At 71.5% G+C, this 21,795-nt stretch carries 21 protein-coding genes and 1 pseudogene; 12 read left to right on the forward strand and 10 right to left on the reverse strand.

Annotated elements, in window-relative coordinates:
• Positions 1-193: pseudogene (locus tag ACWC21_RS19235) on the forward strand (hypothetical protein); the annotation flags it as partial.
• Here the strand turns inward: ACWC21_RS19235 and ACWC21_RS19240 are convergent.
• Both ACWC21_RS19240 and ACWC21_RS19245 read right to left on the reverse strand, forming a co-directional pair.
• Entirely contained in the window at positions 127-891 is a 765-nt protein-coding gene (locus ACWC21_RS19240) for a bestrophin-like domain (RefSeq protein ID WP_450883282.1), read from the reverse strand. The pseudogene ACWC21_RS19235 and the gene ACWC21_RS19240 overlap by 67 nt on opposite strands.
• Positions 892-916: 25 nt before the next feature.
• On the reverse strand, positions 917-1,045 hold the full coding sequence (locus ACWC21_RS19245) for a hypothetical protein (protein WP_450883284.1): 129 nt from the start codon (positions 1,043-1,045) through the stop codon (positions 917-919).
• A gap of 777 nt (positions 1,046-1,822) precedes the next feature.
• Here ACWC21_RS19245 and ACWC21_RS19250 point away from each other — a divergent pair.
• From ACWC21_RS19250 to ACWC21_RS19260, 3 genes are all read left to right on the forward strand, one after another.
• Positions 1,823-2,818 (forward strand): SCO0930 family lipoprotein, encoded by a 996-nt coding sequence (locus tag ACWC21_RS19250; protein WP_450883285.1) that lies wholly within the window; start codon positions 1,823-1,825, stop codon positions 2,816-2,818.
• Positions 2,819-3,051: 233 nt separating this feature from the next.
• Positions 3,052-3,864 (forward strand): SAM-dependent methyltransferase, encoded by an 813-nt coding sequence (locus ACWC21_RS19255; RefSeq protein WP_450883287.1) that lies wholly within the window; start codon positions 3,052-3,054, stop codon positions 3,862-3,864.
• The gene (locus ACWC21_RS19260) at positions 3,861-6,005 is read left to right on the forward strand and encodes a putative bifunctional diguanylate cyclase/phosphodiesterase (RefSeq protein ID WP_450883289.1); all 2,145 of its coding nucleotides are present in this window, start codon (positions 3,861-3,863) and stop codon (positions 6,003-6,005) included. The genes ACWC21_RS19255 and ACWC21_RS19260 overlap by 4 nt, the downstream gene beginning before the upstream one ends.
• A gap of 136 nt (positions 6,006-6,141) precedes the next feature.
• Here ACWC21_RS19260 and ACWC21_RS19265 read toward each other — a convergent pair whose 3' ends face one another.
• Positions 6,142-7,026, reverse strand: a complete 885-nt coding sequence (locus ACWC21_RS19265; RefSeq protein ID WP_450883291.1) for a LysR family transcriptional regulator — start codon at positions 7,024-7,026, stop codon at positions 6,142-6,144.
• 120 nt (positions 7,027-7,146) lie between these two features.
• On the opposite strand from ACWC21_RS19265, the gene ACWC21_RS19270 reads away from it, so the two are divergent.
• From ACWC21_RS19270 to ACWC21_RS19290, 5 genes are all read left to right on the forward strand, one after another.
• The gene (locus ACWC21_RS19270; protein WP_450883541.1) at positions 7,147-7,818 is read left to right on the forward strand and encodes a succinate dehydrogenase; all 672 of its coding nucleotides are present in this window, start codon (positions 7,147-7,149) and stop codon (positions 7,816-7,818) included.
• Position 7,819: 1 nt separating this feature from the next.
• Positions 7,820-9,760, forward strand: coding sequence for a fumarate reductase/succinate dehydrogenase flavoprotein subunit (locus ACWC21_RS19275; RefSeq protein WP_450883293.1), 1,941 nt, complete (start codon positions 7,820-7,822; stop codon positions 9,758-9,760).
• Entirely contained in the window at positions 9,757-10,500 is a 744-nt protein-coding gene (locus ACWC21_RS19280) for a succinate dehydrogenase/fumarate reductase iron-sulfur subunit (protein WP_450883295.1), read from the forward strand. Before ACWC21_RS19275 ends, ACWC21_RS19280 begins: the two co-directional genes overlap by 4 nt.
• A gap of 164 nt (positions 10,501-10,664) precedes the next feature.
• On the forward strand, positions 10,665-11,435 hold the full coding sequence (locus tag ACWC21_RS19285; RefSeq protein WP_450883296.1) for a GNAT family N-acetyltransferase: 771 nt from the start codon (positions 10,665-10,667) through the stop codon (positions 11,433-11,435).
• Complete coding sequence (locus tag ACWC21_RS19290; RefSeq protein ID WP_450883298.1) at positions 11,435-12,259, forward strand: lysophospholipid acyltransferase family protein; 825 nt, start codon at positions 11,435-11,437, stop codon at positions 12,257-12,259. Before ACWC21_RS19285 ends, ACWC21_RS19290 begins: the two co-directional genes overlap by 1 nt.
• A gap of 3 nt (positions 12,260-12,262) precedes the next feature.
• On the opposite strand, the gene ACWC21_RS19295 is transcribed toward ACWC21_RS19290, so the two are convergent.
• Together ACWC21_RS19295 and ACWC21_RS19300 are read right to left on the reverse strand one after the other, a co-directional pair.
• The gene (locus ACWC21_RS19295) at positions 12,263-14,602 is read right to left on the reverse strand and encodes an ABC transporter (RefSeq protein ID WP_450883300.1); all 2,340 of its coding nucleotides are present in this window, start codon (positions 14,600-14,602) and stop codon (positions 12,263-12,265) included.
• A 45-nt stretch (positions 14,603-14,647) separates the two neighbouring features.
• Entirely contained in the window at positions 14,648-14,998 is a 351-nt protein-coding gene (locus tag ACWC21_RS19300) for a hypothetical protein (RefSeq protein ID WP_450883302.1), read from the reverse strand.
• 536 nt (positions 14,999-15,534) lie between these two features.
• On the opposite strand from ACWC21_RS19300, the gene ACWC21_RS19305 reads away from it, so the two are divergent.
• The 3 genes from ACWC21_RS19305 (at position 15,535) to ACWC21_RS19315 (ending at position 18,182) form a co-directional block, all read left to right on the forward strand.
• Positions 15,535-15,780, forward strand: coding sequence for a Smr/MutS family protein (locus tag ACWC21_RS19305; RefSeq protein WP_450883304.1), 246 nt, complete (start codon positions 15,535-15,537; stop codon positions 15,778-15,780).
• A 189-nt stretch (positions 15,781-15,969) separates the two neighbouring features.
• Positions 15,970-17,661 (forward strand): hydrogenase maturation protein, encoded by a 1,692-nt coding sequence (locus ACWC21_RS19310; protein ID WP_450883306.1) that lies wholly within the window; start codon positions 15,970-15,972, stop codon positions 17,659-17,661.
• On the forward strand, positions 17,658-18,182 hold the full coding sequence (locus ACWC21_RS19315; RefSeq protein WP_450883308.1) for a hydrogenase maturation protease: 525 nt from the start codon (positions 17,658-17,660) through the stop codon (positions 18,180-18,182). The genes ACWC21_RS19310 and ACWC21_RS19315 overlap by 4 nt, the downstream gene beginning before the upstream one ends.
• A 204-nt stretch (positions 18,183-18,386) precedes the next feature.
• Here ACWC21_RS19315 and ACWC21_RS19320 read toward each other — a convergent pair whose 3' ends face one another.
• From ACWC21_RS19320 to ACWC21_RS19340, 5 genes are read right to left on the reverse strand one after another with little or no spacing between them, the layout of a single operon-like run.
• Entirely contained in the window at positions 18,387-18,545 is a 159-nt protein-coding gene (locus ACWC21_RS19320) for a hypothetical protein (protein ID WP_450883310.1), read from the reverse strand.
• A gap of 16 nt (positions 18,546-18,561) precedes the next feature.
• Entirely contained in the window at positions 18,562-18,768 is a 207-nt protein-coding gene (locus ACWC21_RS19325) for a hypothetical protein (RefSeq protein WP_388789409.1), read from the reverse strand.
• 12 nt (positions 18,769-18,780) lie between these two features.
• Positions 18,781-19,395, reverse strand: a complete 615-nt coding sequence (locus tag ACWC21_RS19330; protein ID WP_450883312.1) for a DUF5947 family protein — start codon at positions 19,393-19,395, stop codon at positions 18,781-18,783.
• Positions 19,392-19,937 (reverse strand): NifU family protein, encoded by a 546-nt coding sequence (locus ACWC21_RS19335; RefSeq protein ID WP_450883314.1) that lies wholly within the window; start codon positions 19,935-19,937, stop codon positions 19,392-19,394. Before ACWC21_RS19335 ends, ACWC21_RS19330 begins: the two co-directional genes overlap by 4 nt.
• Positions 19,930-21,726, reverse strand: a complete 1,797-nt coding sequence (locus tag ACWC21_RS19340; protein ID WP_450883316.1) for a nickel-dependent hydrogenase large subunit — start codon at positions 21,724-21,726, stop codon at positions 19,930-19,932. Before ACWC21_RS19340 ends, ACWC21_RS19335 begins: the two co-directional genes overlap by 8 nt.
• Positions 21,727-21,795 lie beyond the last annotated feature (69 nt).

Consider the following 21,795-nt stretch of genomic DNA (forward strand, 5'->3'; position numbering starts at 1 on the left):
CCGTGACGAGCACCGGCACGACTGGATGCGTGCGGCCCTGGACGTCCTCCTCGCCGCCCGCCCGGACACCGTCGTGGTCGAGATGGGCGTACCGCCCCTCGAGGGGCGGGGCGCCGGCCCGACCGGTCACCGGCCGACGCCCGGGAAGAGGTGCAGGAACGGCTCCGCCGACGCCGCGATGCCCCGGCTGTAGGGCGCGTCGAAGTCCCAGATCAGGAAGAGCAGGAAGGCGATCAGCGCGGAGAACAGTCCGGCGAGGACCAGTTCCCGCGCCGTACGCCTGATCTGCAGCGCGAAGACCATGCAGATGGTGACCACGGCACCGGTCAGCAGCCCGAACCAGACCACGCCCGGCATGGTCGCCCCGGTCGAGTCGGCCCGGGCGTTGCGCGCCTGGTCGGCTGCGGCCACCTGATCGAGGAGCGGCTGGTAGGCCTGTGCCTGGAAGTCCGTCTTCGGCTGGTAGTCCGTGACGTCCTCGCGGACGCGCTGCAGCAGTTCGGTGCCGCGCTCGGTGACCCGGCCGTGGTCGGCCATGGTCTTCCACTCGGTGGTGACGACGTGTCCGACATAGGCGTTGACATCCGCCCGAACGCGGTCACGGACATCCGGCGGGTACACCCTGACCCGCTCGGAGATTTCGTGCAGCGCCTGGGCCTCCGCCTGCACATGGTCCTGGGCGGTGCTGCGTGCCTCCCACACCCCGGCGATGGCCAGGCCCAGGACGATGGCGTACACGACGCCGATCCACATCGTCATGTACTCGATGACGTCCGGCGTCTCGTTGGGGTCCTCGTCATCCGGTGCCCTGCGGTGCCGTACGAGGGTGATGACGATCACCACGGCGCACGCGGCCAGCATCGCGAGGGCGAGAACAAGCCATTCCGACAACGGATTCCTCCAGGGTCTCGGCGCGTCAGCGCGGGCGCAGCGCGGCGACGGCGACCACCGCGGGCGCGGTGATGAGCAGGACGTAGACGACGGGGGGCGTGCCGCCGTGCGACGGGTGGTGGGGCGGCTGCGGCCGGTACCGCGGATAGCCCACCGGGGCCGCCGACGGGCGCGGCGTGGGTTTGGGGCGCGGGGCCGGCTTCGGCGGTGCCGGGGGTGGAGGCGGCGGTGGGGGTGGGGGTGGTGGGAGCAAGTGCGCAGGACTGGGCGCGGGCTTCGGCGGGGGTGGTGCCGGGGCGGGAGGCGGCGGCTTCGGCTTGGGTCTCGGGGTGGTCCTCGGCGGGGGCGGCTTGGTCGGTGTGGGCGTCGGTGTCGGCGTCGGTGTCGGCGTGGGTGTCGGTGTGGGAGTGGGCGTGGGACAGGGTGGGGGAGGGGGCTCCGGGCAGGCCGGGGGCGTCGGCCAGGAGTCTCCGGCCACCGCCACGGCCTGCACGCCGTCCGGGCCCGTCGAGGCATACGCACAGGCGTCGGCCGCCGCCGTGCCGACCGGACAGCCCACGAGACCCCAAGTCACCACCACCAGGGCCAACGCCCTCGTAGCACGCGTGAGTCGGGTCGGTTCGGGTCCATGCACGACGGAGATCATGAGGCGCCGCGGGGCCCCGTACGCCGGAGAGGGGACGGATTGCCCCGAAGGGAGGAGAAACGGCGCCGGGTGGTTTGACTGCTTCAGGTGGCCGGTGCGGGCGACGCGCACACGTGTACGGGACCCCATGCGGGAGTTACGGACAGGAGACGGGCCGGGGACGCCGCAGGATTCCGAAAGAAATTTGTGCGCCCGTTGAACACTTCCGCCACCCCCGTCCGTACCCAGTGTCGTGCGGCGGCGCAGCAGGCGCTGCAATATCCAGGCGATTATGGGGAGTTAGCAATGAAGACCTCCTGGCGGAGCGCCTCACTGGCGGCGACAGCCGTGTCGATGCTGGCGCTGACGACGGCGTGCGGTCAGGGCAATTCCACCACCCCGTCGTCGGCGGCCCAGAACGTCGGCGCCACGGCACCCGCGACGACGGGCGGCGTCGGTGCGACGACCGGCGGAACCGGCACCGGTACGGGTACGGGCACGGGTACCGGCGCGGGCAACGGCTACGGCGCCGACGGCCAGCAGAGCAGCGCCTCCCCGAGCACGCCGGAACCCGCGGGCAAGCTGACGGTGGCGAGCAACCCCGACCTCGGCAAGGTGCTGACCGACGGCGCGGGCCTGACCCTCTACCGTTTCGACAAGGACACCGCCAACCCGCCGAAGTCCAACTGCGAGGGCGACTGCGCCACCACCTGGCCGCCGGTCCCCGCGGACGACGCCCAGGCCGGAGCCGGCATCGACAAGGCGCTGCTGGGCGAGGTCACCCGTCCCGACGGCACCAAGCAGCTCACCATCGGCGGCTGGCCGGCCTACCGCTACGCCAAGGACGTCAACGCCGGTGACGTCAACGGCCAGGGCGTGGGCGGCAAGTGGTTCGCGCTGGCCCCCGACGGCAAGAAGGCCACCCTCTCGAGCCTGCCCGGACTGTCGGTCCGCAAGGACGCCAAGCTCGGCGACATCATCGTCGACAAGAACGGCATGACGGTCTACCGGTTCATCAAGGACAAGGCGTGGCCCAAGCCCGTCTCGAACTGCACCGGAGCCTGCCTCGAGAAGTGGCCGGCCGTCGCCGAGGTGAACATCAACGACACCAAGGGTGTCGAGAAGAAGGGCCTGATGGGCTTCGCCCGTACCGACAACGGCCAGAAGCAGATGACGGTCGACTGCTGGCCGATCTACACCTTCTCCGGCGACAAGAAGGCCGGGGACACCAACGGTCAGGGCGTGGGCGGCACCTGGTACGCCGTGTCGCCCACCGGAAAGCTGGTCGGCGCGTCCAAGTAGAGGTCACCTCCCCAGGGTTGTCCGACTGACGCACGGCCATCCGTCCGCCCCCTCCGCACCGCACGGAGGGGGCGGACCTGTGCGCACGGGCCGTCACGGCGCGGCACGGCACCGACACTCTCCGCAGGCCGTGACCGGGAACGGATGGTCAATTTCCGTTTCTGCTCGCCCCATTGGCGGGCGATCAGTAGCCTCAGCTCGAACACCGGATCGTCACATCCTTGGAGAGACACATGGAACGTCCCGCCTGGGCTCCACGGAGCATAGACATCTCGGTGCCGAGCGTCGCGCGCATCTACGACTACTACCTGGGCGGTTCGTACAACTTCGAGGTCGACCGGGAAGCGGCCCGCAGGGCCCTGGAGTTCATGCCGGGACTCCCCAAGATCATGCAGGCGAACCGGGCGTTCATGCGCCGGGCCGTGCGCTTCGCCGCCGCCGAGGGCATCACCCAGTTCCTCGACATCGGCTCCGGGATACCCACCTTCGGCAACGTCCACGAGGTGGCGCGGGAGGCCGCCCCGGGCGCACGGGTGGTGTACGTCGACCACGATCCGGTGGCGGTGGCGCACACCGAGGCGGTGCTGGCCGACGACGACCACGCGGACGTCGTCGCCGCCGACCTCCGCAAGCCCCAGGAGATCCTGGCCAGCCCCCAGGTCGAGTCCCTGATCGACCTGAACCGGCCAGTGGCCCTTCTCCTCGTTGCCATACTGCACTTCGTGGAAGACTCGGACGACCCCTACGATGCGGTGACCCGGCTGAGCGCGGCGCTCGCGCCCGGCAGCCTGCTCATCCTCACCCATGCCTCGTACGAGGGAATCCCGGTTCCCGCGGAGCGGGCCGAGGGTGCGGTGGACGTGTACAAGGGCATCCGCAATCCGCTGGTCATGCGCTCGCGCGAGGAGATCGCGCGGTTCTTCGGGGGGTACGAGATGGTGGAACCCGGACTGGTGCCGATGCCGCTCTGGCGGCCTCAGACACCCCAGGAGGAGGAGGATCCGTACGCCTTCTCCGGGTTCGCCGGAGTGGGGCGGACGGCGTGAGCGCGGAGCCGGACGGGCCGGAGGGCAGACTCCGCCGGTTCGCGACGATCTGGAGCCGGGCGCTCTTCCCGGTGACCTCGACGTCGCTGACCCGGCCGGAGTTCGAGGAACGGCTGCTGCCGCTGGCACGCCGGCTGAGCGAACTGCTGCGGGCCCGCAGTTTCGACGCGGAGGAGGCCCGGGCGGTCGGTGCCGCGCTGATCCGCGTGCACTGCACCGACCCCGAGACGCTCAGCCGCACCCTGGACTGCGTGGACGCCTATCTGGTGCTGTACTGCGGTGCGGACGGTCCGCAGGACGAGCTCAGGATGCGCTCCTCGCGGCTGCAGCACGCGATGGCCGCCGGGTTCGCGCAGGCGCTCAAGGAGCGGACCCTGGCCGAGCAGGAGGCCATAGCCCAGGCGGCGCTCAGGGCACAGGGCGTGGTGGCGCAGGCGCTGCACGCCAGCGAGGCCCGCTTCCGCGCGGTCTTCGAGGGCGCCGCCATAGGGATCGGCATCGCCGACCTGGAGGGCAACATCCTGCAGGTCAACACCGCGCTGCTGCGCATGTTCGGCGGCTCCGAACAGGCGGTGCGGGGCCGCAAGGTCCTGGAGTGGACCCACCCGGAGGACGCCCCCCACGTCTGGAGGCTCTACGAGGAACTCGTGCTCGGCGAGCGCGAGCACTACCACGTGGAGAAGCCGTTCTACCGCCCCGACGGCACCGTCCTGTGGACCAACCTGACGGTCTCCCTGCTGCGCGACCCCGACGGCAACCCCCAGTACCAGCTCGCCCTCATGGAGGACACCACCGAGCGGCGGCTGCTCAACCTCCGCCTGCGGTACGAGGCCACGCACGACGCGCTGACCGGCCTGCCCAACCGGACGCTGTTCTTCGAACGCCTGGAGAAGGCGCTGAACGCGGGCGAGGGACAGCGGTTCGGGCTGTGCTACCTAGACCTGGACGGGTTCAAGACCGTCAACGACAGCCTCGGCCATGCCGCCGGTGACCGGCTGTTGGTGGAGGTCGCCGACCGGCTGCAGTCCTGTGCGACCGCGCCCGGCGAGATGGTCGCCCGGCTCGGCGGTGACGAGTTCGTGGCGCTGACCACCGGGCCGGACACCGAGCGGGGCGTCGACGAGCTCGCCGAGCGGATCATGCACGCGCTGGTCAGCCCGGTCAGCATCGACGGCCGCGACCTGCTGGTGCGCGGCAGCATCGGCATCGTCGAGGGCCCGGCGGGGGAGCGGACCCCGGCGGAGGTCCTGCGCAGCGCCGACATCACCATGTACCGGGCCAAGTCGGCCGGCGGCAACCGCTCCGAACTCGCCGACCCCGAGGCCGACGCCCGCGCCATCACCCGGCACGGACTCACCACCGCCCTGCCGACGGCCCTGGACCGGGGCGAGTTCTTCATCGAGTACCAGCCGCTGGTGCACCTCGGCGACGGCAGCGTGCGCGGCGCGGAGGCGCTGGTGCGCTGGCTGCACCCGCAGCACGGCGTGCTCGGCCCGGACCGGTTCATTCCGCTCGCCGAGCACACCGGGCTGATCGTTCCGCTCGGCCGCTGGGTCCTGGAGGAGTCCGTCCGGCAGGCCCGCGACTGGCGAGAACGCCACGGTGACCGGACGACCGCGGGACCGCTGCGGATCAACGTCAACCTCTCGCCCTGCCAGCTGACCCACCCCGGCCTGGTGCAGGACACGGTGGACATCCTGGAGCAGGTCGGCATCGCCCCCGACGCGCTCTGCCTGGAGGTCACCGAGTCCGCCCTGATCGGCGCCGACGACGACCTGCTCAAACCGCTGCGCCGACTGCACGAGATGGGCGTCGACATCGCCCTGGACGACTTCGGCACGGGCTACTCCAACCTCGCCAACCTGCGCCGTCTGCCGGTGAGCATCCTCAAACTGGACCGTTCCTTCACCCAGGGCATGCAGCGCTTCCCCGCCGACCCGGTCGACCTGAAGATCGTCGAGGGGATCGTGTCCCTCGCCCACAGCCTCGACCTCGCCGTCACGGTGGAGGGTGTGGAGACCGGTGCCCAGGCCGAACAGCTCCGCATCCTCGGCTGCGACACCGCCCAGGGCTGGTACTACGCCCGCCCGGGCCCACCGGAACGGCTGCACGAGCTGGCGCTGGTGGACGCGACAGGTTGACGTGACAGGGGGCACTGTCCGGTGCCGGGCGGGAGAGCGCGCCCCGATAGGGGCGCGGGGAACTGCGCGAGAAGCGACCACGCACCCGCACTCCCGTACGGCGCCGCCATGGCAGACGCAACCGGGCAAAACCCCCTCACCGCTGAAGCAGCATCCGCTGCAACTCCCGAGCCGCCCGAGGCGGAGCCACATCGCTACGGTGCGCCAGCGCGATCGTCCGGTGCAGGCCCGGGCGGGCCAACGGAGTGACCCGCAGCTCCCGCCCGGACTTCGTCGCGACCATGCGCGGTACCACGGCAACCCCCAGCCCCGCCCGCACGAATCCCAGGACGGCGTCCATCTCGCCCCCCTCCACGGCGAAACCGGGCTCGAACCCCGCGGAGCGGCACGCGGCCACGGTCAGCTCACGCAGGTCGTAGCCGTGCCGGAACATCACCAGCCGCTCGTCCGCCAGGTCCGCGATGCGCACATGGCGGCCGTCCCGGCCAGGCGCCGGTGCCTGCGGTGACGACACGACCACCAGGTCCTCGCGCAGCAGCTCCACCGTCGTCAGGGCGGGCGACGGCGTCGGCAGCGGGAGGACCACCAGGGCGAGGTCCAGGGCGCCGCGCGCGAGTTCCCGTACCAGGTCGTGGGAGCCTCCCTCCTCGACCAGCAGCCGGATACCGGGATAGCGGTCGTGGAAGGCGCGCAGCACGTCCGGCAGCAGACCGGTGCACAGGCTCGGCGTGGCGCCGAGCCGGACCCGTCCGCCGCGCAGCTGCACCAGCTCCTGCACCTCGTGCCGGGCGGTGTCCGCGTCGGCCAGGATCCGCCGGGCCAGCGGCAGCAGTGCCTCGCCCGCGTCCGTCAGTGTGATGTTGCCCCGCGCCCGCTGGAACAGATCCGCCCCGAGCTCCCGCTCCAGCGCCTTGATCTGCTGCGAGAGCGAGGGCTGCGCCACGTGGACCAGATCTGCGGCACGGGTGAAGTGCCGGGTCTCGGCGACCGCGACGAAGTACTGGAGCTGATGGAACTGCACCCGACCAGCATAGGCTCTGTCTATCGAAACGAGCCGGACCATGTCTTGGACCGATGGGACCGTTCGGCCCTAGCGTCTTGTGCCATGGCTCTGGCAACGCGGACGGACCGACGGCCGTCCATGGCGCGTACCGTGTGGGACTCGACCGTCGGCAAGAAGACGGTGATGGCCGTCAGCGGCATGATCATGCTGCTGTACCTGGTGGCCCATGTGATCGGCAACCTGAAGATCTTCTTCGGGCCCGAGGAGTTCAACCACTACGCGCACTGGCTGCGCACCGTCGGCGAGCCCTTCATGCACTACGAGTGGACGCTGTGGCTGGTCCGCGTCGTGCTGATCACCGCGGTCGTCGCACACGCCGTCTCCGCCTACCAGCTCAGTCGCCGCGACATCAGGGCGCGCCCCAGCAGGTACGTGCACACGAGGCCCCGGGCGAGCTACGCGACGCGCACCATGCGCTGGGGCGGGATCATCCTCGGGCTGTTCATCGTCTGGCACATCCTGGACCTGACCACCGGCACCGTGCACTCCGGCGGGTTCCAGGCCGGCCACCCGTACCAGAACGTGGTGGACACCTTCTCCACCTGGTACGGCAACGTCGTCTACATCGTCGCGATGCTCGCGCTCGGCCTGCACATCCGGCACGGCTTCTGGAGCGCCGCCCAGACCCTCGGAGTCGGCAGCCGCGCCCGCGACCGCGCCCTGAAGACCGTTGCGAACGTCCTCGCGCTGCTGCTCACGGCCGGCTTCGTCGCCGTACCCGTGGGCGTCATGACCGGAGTGGTGAGCTGACATGACCTACACCGACTACGTCACCGGCGAACCCGTCGCCGACACCAAGGCCCCGTCCGGACCGATCGGCGAGCGCTGGGACAAGCGCCGTTTCGAGGCAAGGCTGGTCAACCCCGCCAACCGCCGGGGGCACACAGTCATCGTGGTGGGCACCGGCCTCGCGGGCGGCTCCGCCGGTGCCACGCTCGCCGAACAGGGCTACCGCGTCGTCCAGTTCTGCTACCAGGACTCACCGCGCCGCGCCCACTCGATCGCCGCGCAAGGAGGCATCAACGCGGCGAAGAACTACCGCAACGACGGAGACTCGGTCCACCGCCTGTTCTACGACACCGTCAAGGGCGGCGACTTCCGGGCGCGCGAGTCCAACGTCCACCGCCTCGCGCAGATCTCCGTGGAGATCATCGACCAGTGCGTGGCGCAGGGCGTGCCCTTCGCCCGCGAGTACGGCGGCCTGCTCGACACCCGGTCCTTCGGCGGCGTCCAGGTCTCGCGCACCTTCTACGCCCGCGGCCAGACCGGCCAGCAACTGCTGCTCGGCGCCTACCAGGCGCTGTCCAGGCAGATCGCCGCGGGCAACGTCGAGATGCACCCGCGCACCGAGATGCTGGACCTGATCGTCGTCGGCGGGCGGGCCCGGGGCATCGTGGCCCGCGACCTGATCACCGGGAGGATCTCCACGTACTTCGCGGACGCCGTCGTCCTGGCGACCGGCGGCTACGGCAACGTCTTCCACCTTTCGACGAACGCCATGAACTCCAACGCCACCGCGATCTGGCGGGCCCACCGGCGCGGCGCGTACTTCGCCAACCCCTGCTTCACCCAGATCCACCCCACCTGCATCCCGCGCACCGGAGACCACCAGTCCAAGCTCACCCTGATGAGCGAGTCGCTGCGCAACGACGGCAGGATCTGGGTGCCCAGGACCAAGGGCGACAACCGGCCGCCGGGAGAGATCCCCGAGGGCGAACGCGACTACTACCTCGAGCGCCTCTACCCGTCCTTCGGCAACCTGGTCCCGCGCGACATCGCCTCCCGCGCCGCGAAGAACGTCTGCGACGAGGGCAGGGGAGTGGGCCCCGGCGGACAGGGCGTCTACCTCGACTTCGCCGACGCCGTCGAGCGTATGGGCCGAAAGGCGGTCGAGGCCAGGTACGGCAACCTCTTCGACATGTACCAGCGGATCACCGACGAGGATCCGTACGAGGTGCCGATGCGGATCTACCCCGCCGTGCACTACACGATGGGCGGCCTGTGGGTCGACTACGACCTGCAGACCACGATCCCCGGCCTGTTCGCGATCGGCGAGGCCAACTTCTCCGACCACGGCGCCAACCGGCTCGGCGCGTCCGCGCTCATGCAGGGCCTCGCCGACGGCTACTTCGTGCTCCCGGCGACGATCAACGACTACCTGGCCCGCAACCCCCACCAGGAGGAGGTCACCGCAGGACACCCGGTCGTCGAGGAGGTGCTGGCTCAGACCGAGGACCGCCTCAACCTGCTTCTCGCCGTGGGCGGCGACCGCACCCCCGACTCCTTCCACCGCGAACTCGGCGAACTCATGTGGGAGTTCTGCGGCATGGCCCGCACCGACGCGGGACTGCGCAAGGCCCTGGAGCGGATCCCGCAGATCCGCGAGGAGTTCTGGCGGCGCATCAAGGTGCCGGGCACCGGCGAGGAACTCAACCAGTCCCTCGAGAAGGCCAACCGGATCGTCGACTACCTCGAGCTCGCCGAGCTGATGTGCCTCGACGCGCTGCACCGCACCGAGTCCTGCGGCGGCCACTTCCGCGAGGAGTCCCAGACCCCCGACGGCGAGGCCGCCCGCAAGGACGACGAGTTCTCCTACGCGGCCGCCTGGGAGTTCACGGACTCCGCCCCCGTCCTGCACAAGGAAGACCTCGTCTTCGAGTACGTCCACCCCACCCAGCGGAGCTACGCATGAAGCTCACCCTGCGCGTCTGGCGGCAGCGGAACGCCGACGCCGAAGGCGCCATGTCCACCTACGAGGTGGACGGCATCTCCTCCGACATGTCCTTCCTGGAGATGCTCGACACCCTCAACGAGGAACTCATCCTCGAGGGCGAGGACCCGGTCGCCTTCGACCACGACTGCCGCGAGGGCATCTGCGGCGCCTGCTCCCTCGTCATCAACGGCGAGGCGCACGGCCCGGAACGCACCACCACCTGCCAACTGCACATGCGGTCCTTCCAGGACGGCGACACGATCGACATCGAGCCGTGGCGGGCCGCCGCGTTCCCGGTCGTCAAGGACCTGGTCGTCGACCGGTCCGCGTTCGACCGGATCATCCAGGCCGGCGGCTACATCACCGCGCCGACCGGCTCCGCCCCGGAGGCGCACGCCACACCGGTACCGAAGCCGGACGCCGACTTCGCGTTCGAGCACGCGGAGTGCATCGGCTGCGGGGCGTGCGTGGCGGCCTGTCCGAACGGCGCGGCCATGCTGTTCACCTCCGCCAAGATCAACCACCTGAACGTCCTGCCGCAAGGCGCGCCCGAACGGGAGACCCGGGTACTGGACATGGTGGCGCAGATGGACGACGAGGGCTTCGGCGGCTGCACGCTGGCGGGAGAGTGCGCCACCGCGTGCCCCAAGGGCATCCCCCTGATGTCCATCACCAGCATGAACAAGGAGTGGCTGCGGGCCACCCGGAAGGCGGCGTAGCGGTAGCACCGGTTCACGGTGTGCGGCGTTCAACAGCCGCACATCCGCTCTCCGGGCCGCGGTCACGCGGGCGCCACCGGTGTCGGAAGAACTTGAGGAGCGGACCGCGTCCGAGCGGTCCGCCCGCCGCCCCCGCCGACCCGGCACGTCACCAGGAGACAGCCATGACCGGCGCCATCACGCTCGATCGCGCTCCGCAGCCCGCCGCCCCCGCCCGTTACACCGTGACCCTGGCCCGCGACGAGGCCGACGTGCGTGCCGCGCAGCGGCTGCGGCACGACGTCTTCGCCGGGGAGATGGGCGCCCTGCTGACCGGCCCGCAACCCGGCCACGACATCGACGCCTTCGACGCCTACTGCGACCACCTGCTCGTGCACGAGACCCTGACCGGGCAGGTCGTCGGCACCTACCGGCTGCTGCCGCCGGAGCGGGCGGCCGTAGCCGGCCGGCTGTACTCCGAAGGAGAGTTCGACCTCGCCCCGCTGGACGCGCTCCGGCCCGGCCTGGTCGAGGTCGGCCGGTCCTGTGTGCACCCCGACCACCGCGACGGGGCGGTGATCGGGCTGATCTGGGCCGGCATCGCCCGCTACATGGTCGACCGGGGCCACGAATGGCTGGCAGGCTGCTGCTCGGTCCCGCTGGCCGACGGCGGCGGACTCGCCGCCGCCACCTGGGACAGGGTGCGCGCCAAGCACCTGGCCCCGCCGGAGTTCCGGGTACGGCCGTTGCTGCCGTGGGCACCGAGCGCGCCGGCCCCCGACTCCCATCCGGAACTTCCGGCCCTGCTGCGCGGCTACCTCCGCCTCGGTGCCTGGGTGTGCGGGGAGCCCGCGCACGACCCGGACTTCGGGGTCGCCGACCTGTACGTGCTGCTGTCGATGCGCCGGGTCAACCCGCGCTACCTGCGGCACTTCCTCTCCCTCGTCCCCGCCTGATGAGCGTCTGGCTGCCCGGCGCCCCCTGCACCCCGGGGGCGTGCGTGGAGCGGGCGGGGTCCGCCGCGGCCGTACCGCGTGCCGTGCTGCGGCTGGCGGGGGTCACCGCCCTGCTGCTGGCCGGGATCGCGCTGGTCCCGCTCGGCGGGAGGATCCCCGCCGAGTGGGTCAGACGGTGGAGCCGGGCGGTCGTCCGGGCCGCCGGGGTGCGGCTGCGGATCACCGGTGCGGCCGCGCCCACGGGCGGGCTGCTGCTCGTCGCCAACCACATCTCCTGGCTGGACATCCCGCTGCTGGCCGCGGTGCGCCCGGCCCGCATGCTCGCCAAGACGGAGATACGGCGCTGGCCGGTGGCGGGCCCGCTGGTGGCCCGGTCCGGCGTCCTGTTCATCGAGCGGGACCGGCTGCGCGCCCTGCCGGACACGGTCGCCCGCATCGCCCAGGCGCTTCGGGCCGGGGCGGCCGTCGTGGCCTTCCCCGAGGGCAGCACCTGGTGCGGGCGCGCCCAGGGCCGCTTCCACCGGGCCGTGTTCCAGGCGGCCATCGACGCGGGCGCACCGGTCCAGCCGGTCCGTGTCGGCTACCGCCTCGCCGGCGGACCGGCCACCACCACCCCGGCCTTCGTCGGCGAGGACACGCTGCTCGCCTCGGTGTGGCGGGTGGTGTCGGCGCGCGGCCTGGTCGCCGAGGTGCAGGTGTGCCCGGCGATCGAACCGGGCAGCCACCCCGACCGCCGCTCCCTGGCCCGTGCCGCCCAGCAGCCGGCCACCGAGCCCGCCTGGACCCACGCGGCCCTTGTACGCGGGGTCGCCGAAGCCGCCTGAGGATCAGCGGGCGCGCGTCAGTTCCCGCGCCAGATACGGTGCCGTCGCGCTGCCCGCCGCCTTTGCCACCGCCGCCGGGGTTCCCGCCGCCACGATCCGCCCGCCGGCGTCGCCGCCGCCCGGCCCCAGGTCGATCACCCGGTCGGCGCCCGCGACCACGCTCGTGTCGTGCTCGACGACCACCACCGTGTGCCCGGCGTCGACCAGCCCGTGCAACTGGCGCATCAGCACCTCGACGTCGGCCGGATGCAGCCCGGTGGTCGGCTCGTCCAGCAGGTACAGGGTGTGGCCGCGGCGGCCGCGCTGCAGTTCCCCGGCGAGCTTGATGCGCTGGGCCTCCCCGCCGGACAGCTCCGTCGCGGGCTGCCCCAGACGCAGATAGCCGAGGCCCACATCGAGCAGGGTGCCGAGGCTGCGGCCCGCCGCCGGGACGTCCGCGAAGAACTCCGCCGCGCCCTCCACCGTCAGGTCGAGCACCTGGGCGATGTTCCGTCCCCGGTACATGACCTCCAGCGTCTCCGGGTTGTAGCGCGCCCCGCCGCAGTCCGGGCACGGCGCGTACGTGCTCGGCAGGAACAGCAGTTCGACGCTCACGAACCCCTCGCCCTGGCAGGTCTCGCAGCGCCCTCCCGGCACGTTGAAGGAGAACCGGCCGACACCGTAGCCCCGCTCCCCGGCCTCGTCGGTGGTGGCGAACACCTTCCGCACCACGTCGAACAGACCGGTGTAGGTGGCCAGGTTGGAGCGCGGGGTGCGGCCGATCGGCTTCTGGTCGACGGAGACCAGCCGCCCGACACCGGGGAGTTCCTCGGTGATCGCGCCGATCAGGGTGGACTTCCCGGAGCCGGACACGCCGGTGACGGCGGTGAGCGCGCCGAGCGGGAACTCGGCGGTCACCCCGCGCAGGTTGTGCCGGGTCACCGGGCCGACCTTCAGCCACCCGCGCGCGGTGCGTGCCCGGCGCTCGGGTACGGGGGCCTGACGGAACAGGAAACGGGCGGTCGCCGACTCCGCGACCGACTCCAGCCCCGCCACCGGGCCGCTGTGCAGCACCCGACCGCCGTGCTCTCCCGCGCGCGGGCCGACGTCCACCAGCCAGTCGGCGGCGCGCATCACGTCGAGGTGGTGCTCCACCACGAACACCGAGTTGCCCGCGGCCTTCAGCCGGGCCAGCACCGTCAGCAGGGCCTCGGTGTCCGCCGGGTGCAGTCCCGCGGACGGCTCGTCCAGGACGTACACCACCCCGAAAAGCCCGGAGCGCAGCTGGGTGGCGAGCCGCAGCCGCTGCAGCTCGCCCGCCGACAGGGTCGGTGTGGACCGGTCGAGGCTGAGATAGCCGAGGCCGAGCTCGACGACCGGAGCGATCCGGGACCTGAGGTCCTCGGTGAGGACCCGAGCGGCTTCGGAGGTGCCGGTGAGCAGGCCGGCCAGCTCCGTCAGCGGCAGTGCGGCGAGCTCCGCGATCGTACGGCCCGCGAAGGTCACCGCCAGGGCCTCGGGCCGCAGCCTGCTGCCGCCGCAGGCCGGGCACGGCTCGTTGGTCAGGAAGCGTTCCGCCCTCGCCCGCAGGGCCGGGCTCTTCGAGTCGGCGAAGGTCTTCAGCACATACCGGCGGGCACTCATGTACGTGCCCTGGTAGGGCCGCTGGATGCGGTCCGCGTCCCGCACCGGGTGAACGGTCACCACCGGCTGCTCGTCCGTGAACAGGATCCACTCCCGCTGGCCGGCCGGCAGTTCACGCCAGGGCCGGTCCACGTCGTACCCGAGCGCGTCGAGGATGTCCCGCAGGTTCTTGCCCTGCCAGGCACCCGGCCAGGCGGCGATCGCGCCCTCCCGGACCGACAGCCCGGGATCGGGGACCAGCAGCTCCTCGCTGGTCCGGTGCACCCGGCCCAGCCCGTGGCACTCCGGGCAGGCACCGGCCGCCGTGTTGGGGGAGAAGGCGTCGGAGTCGAGCCGCCCGGCGCCCGGCGGGTAGCTGCCGGCGCGGGAGAACAGCATGCGCAGCGAGTTGGACAGGTTCGTCACCGTGCCGACGGAGGAGCGGGACGTCGGCGCCGCGCGACGCTGCTGGAGCGAGACCGCGGGCGGCAGCCCGGTGACCTCCCCCACCTTCGGCGCCCCGACCTGGTGGATCAGCCTGCGGGCGTAGGGGGCCACCGACTCGAAGTAACGCCGCTGGGCCTCGGCGTAGATCGTGCCGAAGGCCAGCGAGGACTTCCCCGACCCCGACACGCCCGTGAACACGGCCACCACATCGCGCGGAACGTCGACGTCCACCCCCTTGAGGTTGTGCTCTCGGGCGCCGCGGACACGGACATACGGATCATGGGGGCTGTGCATTCGAGCTACTCTACGGTCCCGGCAGCAGCCGCGGCCGGGACCGGTTCAGCCGATGTGGAACTCGAGGTCGGTCACCCACCACGCGTCCCCGATCTTGCTGGACTCCACCTTCACGTCCACCTGTCCCTTCGACACGCCGGTGGAGTTGGACAGGACCACATCGTCGAGGTGCTGACCGTCGACGGTGATCCTGTCCGCGGGCACCAGCACCTTGTCGCCGGTGGGCGGGACCTCGGCGACCTCCACCTGCGGGTCGCCCGTCAGGTTCTTGGGTCTGAACGACTCACCCATGCTCGTCAGGCTCTTCTGCATCTCCCGCCCGGTGGGATCGCTGCTGTCGCACCGCTCGGCGCTGCCCACCTGCGCGGGTTTGGATCCGTCGGCCGGCTGCGCCATCACCTGGCACGCTTTCTGCGGCTGCCCCTTGATGACCGCAGTCATGAACGTCGCGACGGCCTCCTGCGCCGAGGCCTGACCGGTGCCCGACGACGGTGACGCGGTAGAGCCCGCGGACCGCGACGCCGACGCGCCCGCACCATGGCCCTACGACGCCTTGTGCGCCGGCTTCCTGGCCGCGCCGGAGTCCGAGCCGCTACAACCCGCGAGACTCCCGGCGACCGACGTCGCCACAACGGCTGCGGTGATCCAGCGGATCGTCCGCATGCCGTGCTTCTTCGACACCATTTCCCAAACCTTCCGTCGGTCATACACTGCACGGCGGCGGGGGTGCCCTGACGGATCTCACCGCGAACTGTGCCTGTGCATACAAGGACGGCTGCACCATCGGGCGAACCACCCGTCGCCAGAGGCCGGATGACACGCGATGCGCCGAATCGGTCCCCACACCTGCGATACGTTGCACTGCCTGCGGCGGTGTGCTGCTCATGTGCACGAACGCCGCATCATCGTGGTGTGCCCCGAGGAGGACGACGATGACCCTTACCCTTGATCTCCACCCGCTCTTCAGGAACGAACGCGACATCGACCGTGCCGTCCGCGCGATTCTGTTCAAGGCGGCGGCGACGAAGGCCGACCGGGTCGAGATCATCCCCGGTAAGGGCTCCGGCAAGCTCAAGGCGAGGGTGCTGGCGACCCTGAGGCAACCCCATCTGAAGAAGCTTTACGTCGGATTCGAGGTCGATCCGTCCAACGAAGGACGCATCGTCGTCCGTTTCTGAGCACACCTGGCCAGTCGGGAGAGCAGGGCGCCGACGCCGGACGACACGCCCTGCGGCGAGCCGGAGGAGGCCGGCGGCGGTCGTTCTCCCGTACGGCGGAACCCGGCCCGCATCCGTCCGGAGGAACTTGCCCCACCGTGCCGCCCCGGTCCTTCCCGGTCCCCGGTCCGCGGACGATGCTGAGGCCGTATGGACATCCTCCTCGTCGCCAGCGCCTTCAACAGCCTGTGCCAGCGCGTCCACGCCGAGCTCACCGACCGGGGACACCGCGCGGAGGTGGTGCTCGCCTCGCACGGCGACGAAGCGGTCCGCGCCGCCGTCCGGGACACCGCGCCCGAGCTGATCGTCGCGCCGATGCTCAGGACGGCCCTGCCCGAGGACGTGTGGCGCGAGCACACCTGCCTGATCGTGCATCCCGGCCCGCCCGGCGACCGGGGCCCGTCGTCGCTGGACTGGGCGGTGGCCGAGGGCGCCGAGCGGTGGGCGGTGACCGTGCTCCAGGCCGAGGCCGGCATGGACGCCGGTGACATCTGGGCGTCGGTGCCGTTCACCGTGGCGCCCGTCGGCAAGAGCGACCTGTACCGGGGCGAGGTCTCCGACGCCGCGCTGACCGCCGTACTGACGGCGGTGGAACGCTACGCCGGCGGCTCCTGCAAGCCCCGCCCGCAGAGCGACCCCGGGATCCCCGTCACCTGGCGGGACTTCTTCCGGCAGGAGCGGCGGCGCGTCGACTGGCGGTACGACGACACCGCCACCGTGCTGCGCAAGCTGCGCGGCGCCGACTCCCAGCCGGGTGTCCTCGACGAGCTCCTCGGCCAGGAGGTCTTCCTGCACGGCGGCCACCCCGAGGACGAGCTGCGCGGTCGCCCCGGCGAGCTGCTCGCCACCCGCGACGGCGCCGTGTGCCGGGCCACCCGGGACGGCGCGGTGTGGATCCCGGAACTCCGCCCGCGCCGCGGCTCCGGCGACCCCGCGCCCTTCCGGCGTCCGGCGGCCGACGTCCTCGGCGACCGGCTGCCCGACGTACCGGAGGTGCCCGCCCCCCTGGAGCCGCCGCCCGGGCGGCGCACCTGGAGCGACATCCGCTACCGCCGGCAGGGCGACGTCGGCCTCCTGGCCTTCTCGTTCCCGGGCGGCGCGATGAGCACCTCACAGTGCCGGCGCCTGCTCACCGCCTACCGGCACGCCCTGACCCGGCCCACGTCCGTCCTCGTCCTGGGCGGCGTGCGCGACTTCTTCTCCAACGGGATCCACCTGGGCGTCATCGAGGCCGCCGCCGACCCGGCGGAGGAGTCCTGGGCCAATATCAACGCCATGAACGACCTGGTCGAGGCGGTGCTGCGGACCACGGACCGGCTGGTGGTCGCGGCGCTCGGCGGCAACGCGGCGGCGGGCGGTGTGATGCTGGCGTTGGCGGCCGACGAGGTCTGGTGCCGCTCCGGCGCCGTCCTCAACCCGCACTACCGCCGGATGGGCCTCTACGGCTCCGAGTACTGGACGTACAGCCTGCCCCGGCGCGTCGGTGACGCCACGGCCGAGCGGCTGACCCGCGAGGCGCTGCCGGTGAGCGCCGCCACGGCCGTCCGGCTGGGCCTGGCCGACCGGCTGGTGGCCGCATCCCCGGGCAGGTTCCCGGAGGAGGTGGCCGGCCTCGCCGCCCACCTCGCCGGATCGCCCGGTGTGCGGGAGCGGATCGCGGCCAAGGCGGAAGCACGGTCCCGTGACGAGGAACGGCGGCCGCTCGACGCGTACCGGCAGGAGGAGCTCGCCCGCATGCACCGCGTCTTCTTCGATCCCGGGGCGCCGTACCACGCGCTGCGCTCCGCGTTCGTCCGGAAGGTACCGGGCGGTTCGCCCCGGCCGCTGGCGGAGGCCCGATGACAGCGCCGCGTCTGCTGGTCGCCGGGATCGGCAACATCTTCCTCGGCGACGACGCCTTCGGCCCGGAGGTGATCAAGGCACTGGCCGGACGGCCCCTGCCCGCGGAAGTCCATGTGCGGGACTTCGGCATCCGGGGGATGGACCTCGCCTACCGGCTGACGGACGGCTACGACGCCGCCGTGTTCGTCGACGCCGCCCCACGCGGGCTGTCGCCGGGCACGCTGTCGCTGATCGAGCCCGAGCTTCCGGACGGGGCGGACGCCGCACGGCACGCCCCCGAGGCGCACGGCATGGACCCGGTGAAGGTGCTGGAGCTGGCCGCGCACCTCGGGGATGGCCCACTGCCCCGCGTCGTCGTGCTGGCCTGCGAGCCCCAGGCGGTGCCGGACGTGGACGATCCGGACGTCGCCGTCGGTCTGAGCGCGCCGGTGCGCGACGCCGTTGAACGGGCAGTGCCGCTGCTCCACACGGTGGTGGGGCAACTGCTGGCCGACGCCGGCGCCGCGCTCGCGGCCGGGTGACCCGGGGGGTGTCGTCTGGACCAGGCCGGGTCCGCGACGCCCGGCACGGCGCCTCGCCGCGTTGTCGGATCACCCGAGTACACCCAGTACGCGGGAGATCCTCCGCCTTGCGATACCCCCCCACTGCCTTAAGGGCGTGGGGGACCCCCAGCACCGGACGCCGCGGCCTGATCCGACCTGATCCGGACGACACCCCCCGGAGGATCAGCGGCGGTGCCGGATCCCGGAGGAGGAACCGGCCATGCGCCAGATCTTCATCTCGCGCCTCAGGCCGGGCAGCTCCCAGACCAGCAGGCCCAGCACCGCGCTCCCGAGGAGCACCGCCTCAGCCGTCAGTACGCGTTTGGCCGTCATCGTTGCCATTTCTGCTCCCTGCCGCTCAGCCCGGCGAAATGTTCGGCATGATCTTCATGATCGTGTCGTGCTTCTTCCAGTGGATGCCGGTGGACCGGCGCGCGTCGGCGGTGCCGTCCTCGTGGTGCCCGGTCTGGTGCTGGTACGGGCCCCTGTTGCCCTGGTGAAGACCCAAGACGTGGGTGGGCGTGTCGGGCTTCGCCTGTGGTCTTCCGACCCGGATGCTCCCCATGGGGTGTCCTCCTCACGGTCGTGCGGCCGGTGTCCCCGGCTGCGTGGCGGCCAGCTCTGCGAAGAACTGCTCCAGTGCCGGCCAAATCGTCTCTCCACCGGACATACCCCGCCATTCCTGGCGTACCACCCCGACGGCGCGGAAGCAGTCGTCGACCGGCACGATCCAGTGGTGGGCGAGGCCCCGGGCGGTGTTCACCAGCAGCGCCTCCACCTCGGGCGCCAGGGTCGCCAGCTCCGGACAGCCGGCGACGACCTTCCGCCAGGCCTCCGGGTCCACCTCCCAGCGGGTGGCGCCCGCCGGGCTCGGGTAGTGCGCGAGGACCGTGCCGTCCGCCCGGGGGACGAAGAAGGCCAGTCCGACCGGCACGCCCAGCGGCGCGGTGTCCACCGGGGGCAGGCGGAGACGGCGCAGCGGGATCAGCCGGTAGCGCCCGTCGCTCTCGTCGCCCTCGGTGAACAGCAGCGCGCAGGGCCGGCAGGCGCACAGCACCTCCTCCCGCGCGCCGTCGTGGAGATGGCGGTGGTCGTCCGGCACCGGAGCCGCGCACAGGTCGCACAGCTCCTCGGCGGCCGTCCGCCGCTCGGCGGCCGAGCGGATCACCCGGGCCAGCGCGCCGCCGGTCACGGTGCCCCCTGCGGCTGCCGGACACGGTGGGTGAGCGTGTCCAGCGGTACGAACGCGGGGGCCGGGGCGTCCTGCACCTGCTCCACCGCCCGGAGCTCGGGCGCCACCCCGAGCACCGCCGCCCGGACCGCCTCCAGGATCCCGGCGGACGACGAGCCGCAGCCCTTGACCGCCAGGCGGACCCGGACCACCGCATCCTCGATGCCGGCCAGCTCCAGATCGCCGCCCCGCTCGCGCAGTTCCCCGGCGATCCGCTCCACGGCCCGGGTCACCCGGGTCTCCACCGGCTCCGGATGGACGTCGTGCAGCACCATCAGATGGCCCAGGAGTTCGTCCTCGGCCAGAGCCCCGGCCAGGGCGGTGTCCGCGCGGTCCAGGATCCTGGCCAGTGCCTCGCCGTAGACCTCGGTGAGCGCCCGTACCGCCTCGACGGCCTCCCGGGCGGTCGGGCCCGGGGTGCCCTCCAGACGCTCCAGCAGACCGTCCAGGCGATCCAGCCGCGCGGTGAGGGACGCTTCGTCGAGCCGGGTGCCGTCAGCCATGGGCGGCGGCTCCGTACGTCGGCGAGTGCAGTGTGGTCAGCGTCTTCCCCTTGCCCACGTACATGTGCACACCGCACGGCAGGCACGGGTCGAAGCTGCGCACGGTGCGCATGATGTCGACACCCTTGAAGTCGTCCGGGCCGTTCTCCTCGAAGATCGGCTGGCCCTGCACGGCGTCCTCGTAGGGACCGGGCGTGCCGTAGATGTCCCGGGGACTGGCGTTCCACGGGGTCGGCGGGTACGGATGGTAGTTGGCGATCTTCTTGTCCTTGATCACCAGGTGGTGGGAGAGCACACCGCGCACCGCCTCGTGGAAGCCGCAGCCGATCGCCTCGTCCGGCACCTCGAAGTTCTCGAACACCTTGGTGTCGCCGGCCCGGATCAGCCCCATGGACTCCTCCACGAACTGCAGGGCCATGGCGGCGGCGTAGGCGATGAAGTACGGCCGGGCACGGTCCCGTTCGATGGTGTTGCTCCACTTGGGGATGTGCCACTCCAGCGTCGTCTCCGGCAGGCTCTCGCCCTTGGGCAGCGAGATCCGCACGCTGTGGCCGGTGGCCTTGATGTACGGGGTGTCCACCAGACCGCTCAGCGCGGTCGACCACAGCCGGGCGAGCGGACCGCCGCCGGTGTCCAGGGCGAGGTGGTCGCCGGTCCGCTTGTCGAACCAGCGCGGGCTCATCACCCAGCTGTACTTGTCGGCGAAGTCGCGCTTCTGCGGCACCGGGACGGTGGTCTGGTTCCACGGGTGGCGCATGTCGACCGGGTTGCCCAGCGGGTCACGGGTGACGAACGGCTGCTCGTTGACCCAGTCCTCGTAGTAGGAGCTGCCCAGCATGATCCGGATGCCGAGGTTGATGTCGATCAGGTTGTTCGTGACCAGCTCGCCGTCGACGATGACGCCGGGGGTGACGTACATCGCCTTGCCCCACTCGTTCATCGTCTCGTAGCGGTAGTCGACGACGTCCGGGTCCTGCCAGGCACCCCAGCAGCCCAGCAGGATGCGGCGCTTGCCGACCTCCTCGTAGCCGGGCAGCGCCTCGTAGAAGAAGTCGAAGATGTCGTCGTTCATGGCGACGGCCTTCTTCACGAAGTCGATGACGTGCATCAGCCGGCTGAGGTAGTCGGTGAAGGTGGTCGGCTGCGGCATCGTGCCGACGCCACCGGGGTACAGCGTCGACGGGTGGACGTGCCGCCCCTCCATCAGGCAGAACATCTCCCGGGTCACCCGGCTGACCTTCAGCGCCTCCTTGTAGACCTCGCCCTCGAAGGGGTTGAAGGCCTTCATGATGTCGGCGATGGTGCGGTAGCCGTGGATCTCGCCCCGGGGAGCGTCGGTGCGCTCGGCGCGGGCCAGCAGGCCGGGGTTGGTGGACTTGACCATGGCCTCGCAGAAGTCCACGAACACCAGGTTGTCCTGGAAGATGGTGTGGTCGAACATGTACTCGGCCGCTTCACCGAGGTTGGTGATGTACTCGGCCAGTCGCGGCGGCTTGACGCCGTACGCCATCTGCTGGGCGTAGTTCGAGCAGGTGGTGTGGTTGTCGCCGCAGATCCCGCAGATGCGCGAGGTGATGAAGCCGGCGTCGCGCGGATCCTTGCCCTTCATGAACACCGAGTAGCCGCGGAACAGCGACGAGGTGCTGTGGCATTCGACGACTTCCCGGTTGGCGAAGTCGATCTTCGTGTAGATGCCCAGGTTGCCGATGATCCGGGTGATCGGATCCCAGGACATGTCCACGAGCTGGGCGGGCTTGCGCCCCGTGGACCGGGCCTCGGTTGTCGTCATCTGGCTTGCTGCCCCTTGCTGTTCGGTTTCCGGTGAGTGGTGGGTCCCCCCGCCCCCCGGGGTGCCGCG

It is taken from the genome of Streptomyces sp. NPDC001348 (assembly GCF_053597535.1).

Excerpts from the sequence above, each read along its gene's own strand:
- ACWC21_RS19250 (WP_450883285.1), top strand. The coding sequence starts at position 1,823 with ATGAAGACCTCCTGGCGGAGCGCCTCACTGGCGGCGACAGCCGTGTCG.
- ACWC21_RS19255 (WP_450883287.1), top strand. The coding sequence starts at position 3,052 with ATGGAACGTCCCGCCTGGGCTCCACGGAGCATAGACATCTCGGTGCCG.
- ACWC21_RS19270 (WP_450883541.1), top strand. The coding sequence starts at position 7,147 with ATGGCGCGTACCGTGTGGGACTCGACCGTCGGCAAGAAGACGGTGATG.
- ACWC21_RS19275 (WP_450883293.1), top strand. The coding sequence starts at position 7,820 with ATGACCTACACCGACTACGTCACCGGCGAACCCGTCGCCGACACCAAG.
- ACWC21_RS19280 (WP_450883295.1), top strand. The coding sequence starts at position 9,757 with ATGAAGCTCACCCTGCGCGTCTGGCGGCAGCGGAACGCCGACGCCGAA.
- ACWC21_RS19285 (WP_450883296.1), top strand. The coding sequence starts at position 10,665 with ATGACCGGCGCCATCACGCTCGATCGCGCTCCGCAGCCCGCCGCCCCC.
- ACWC21_RS19290 (WP_450883298.1), top strand. The coding sequence starts at position 11,435 with ATGAGCGTCTGGCTGCCCGGCGCCCCCTGCACCCCGGGGGCGTGCGTG.
- ACWC21_RS19295 (WP_450883300.1), bottom strand. The coding sequence starts at position 14,602 with ATGCACAGCCCCCATGATCCGTATGTCCGTGTCCGCGGCGCCCGAGAG.
- ACWC21_RS19300 (WP_450883302.1), bottom strand. The coding sequence starts at position 14,998 with ATGGCGCAGCCGGCCGACGGATCCAAACCCGCGCAGGTGGGCAGCGCC.
- ACWC21_RS19305 (WP_450883304.1), top strand. The coding sequence starts at position 15,535 with ATGACCCTTACCCTTGATCTCCACCCGCTCTTCAGGAACGAACGCGAC.
- ACWC21_RS19310 (WP_450883306.1), top strand. The coding sequence starts at position 15,970 with ATGGACATCCTCCTCGTCGCCAGCGCCTTCAACAGCCTGTGCCAGCGC.
- ACWC21_RS19315 (WP_450883308.1), top strand. The coding sequence starts at position 17,658 with ATGACAGCGCCGCGTCTGCTGGTCGCCGGGATCGGCAACATCTTCCTC.
- ACWC21_RS19320 (WP_450883310.1), bottom strand. The coding sequence starts at position 18,545 with ATGGCAACGATGACGGCCAAACGCGTACTGACGGCTGAGGCGGTGCTC.
- ACWC21_RS19325 (WP_388789409.1), bottom strand. The coding sequence starts at position 18,768 with ATGGGGAGCATCCGGGTCGGAAGACCACAGGCGAAGCCCGACACGCCC.
- ACWC21_RS19335 (WP_450883314.1), bottom strand. The coding sequence starts at position 19,937 with ATGGCTGACGGCACCCGGCTCGACGAAGCGTCCCTCACCGCGCGGCTG.
- ACWC21_RS19340 (WP_450883316.1), bottom strand. The coding sequence starts at position 21,726 with ATGACGACAACCGAGGCCCGGTCCACGGGGCGCAAGCCCGCCCAGCTC.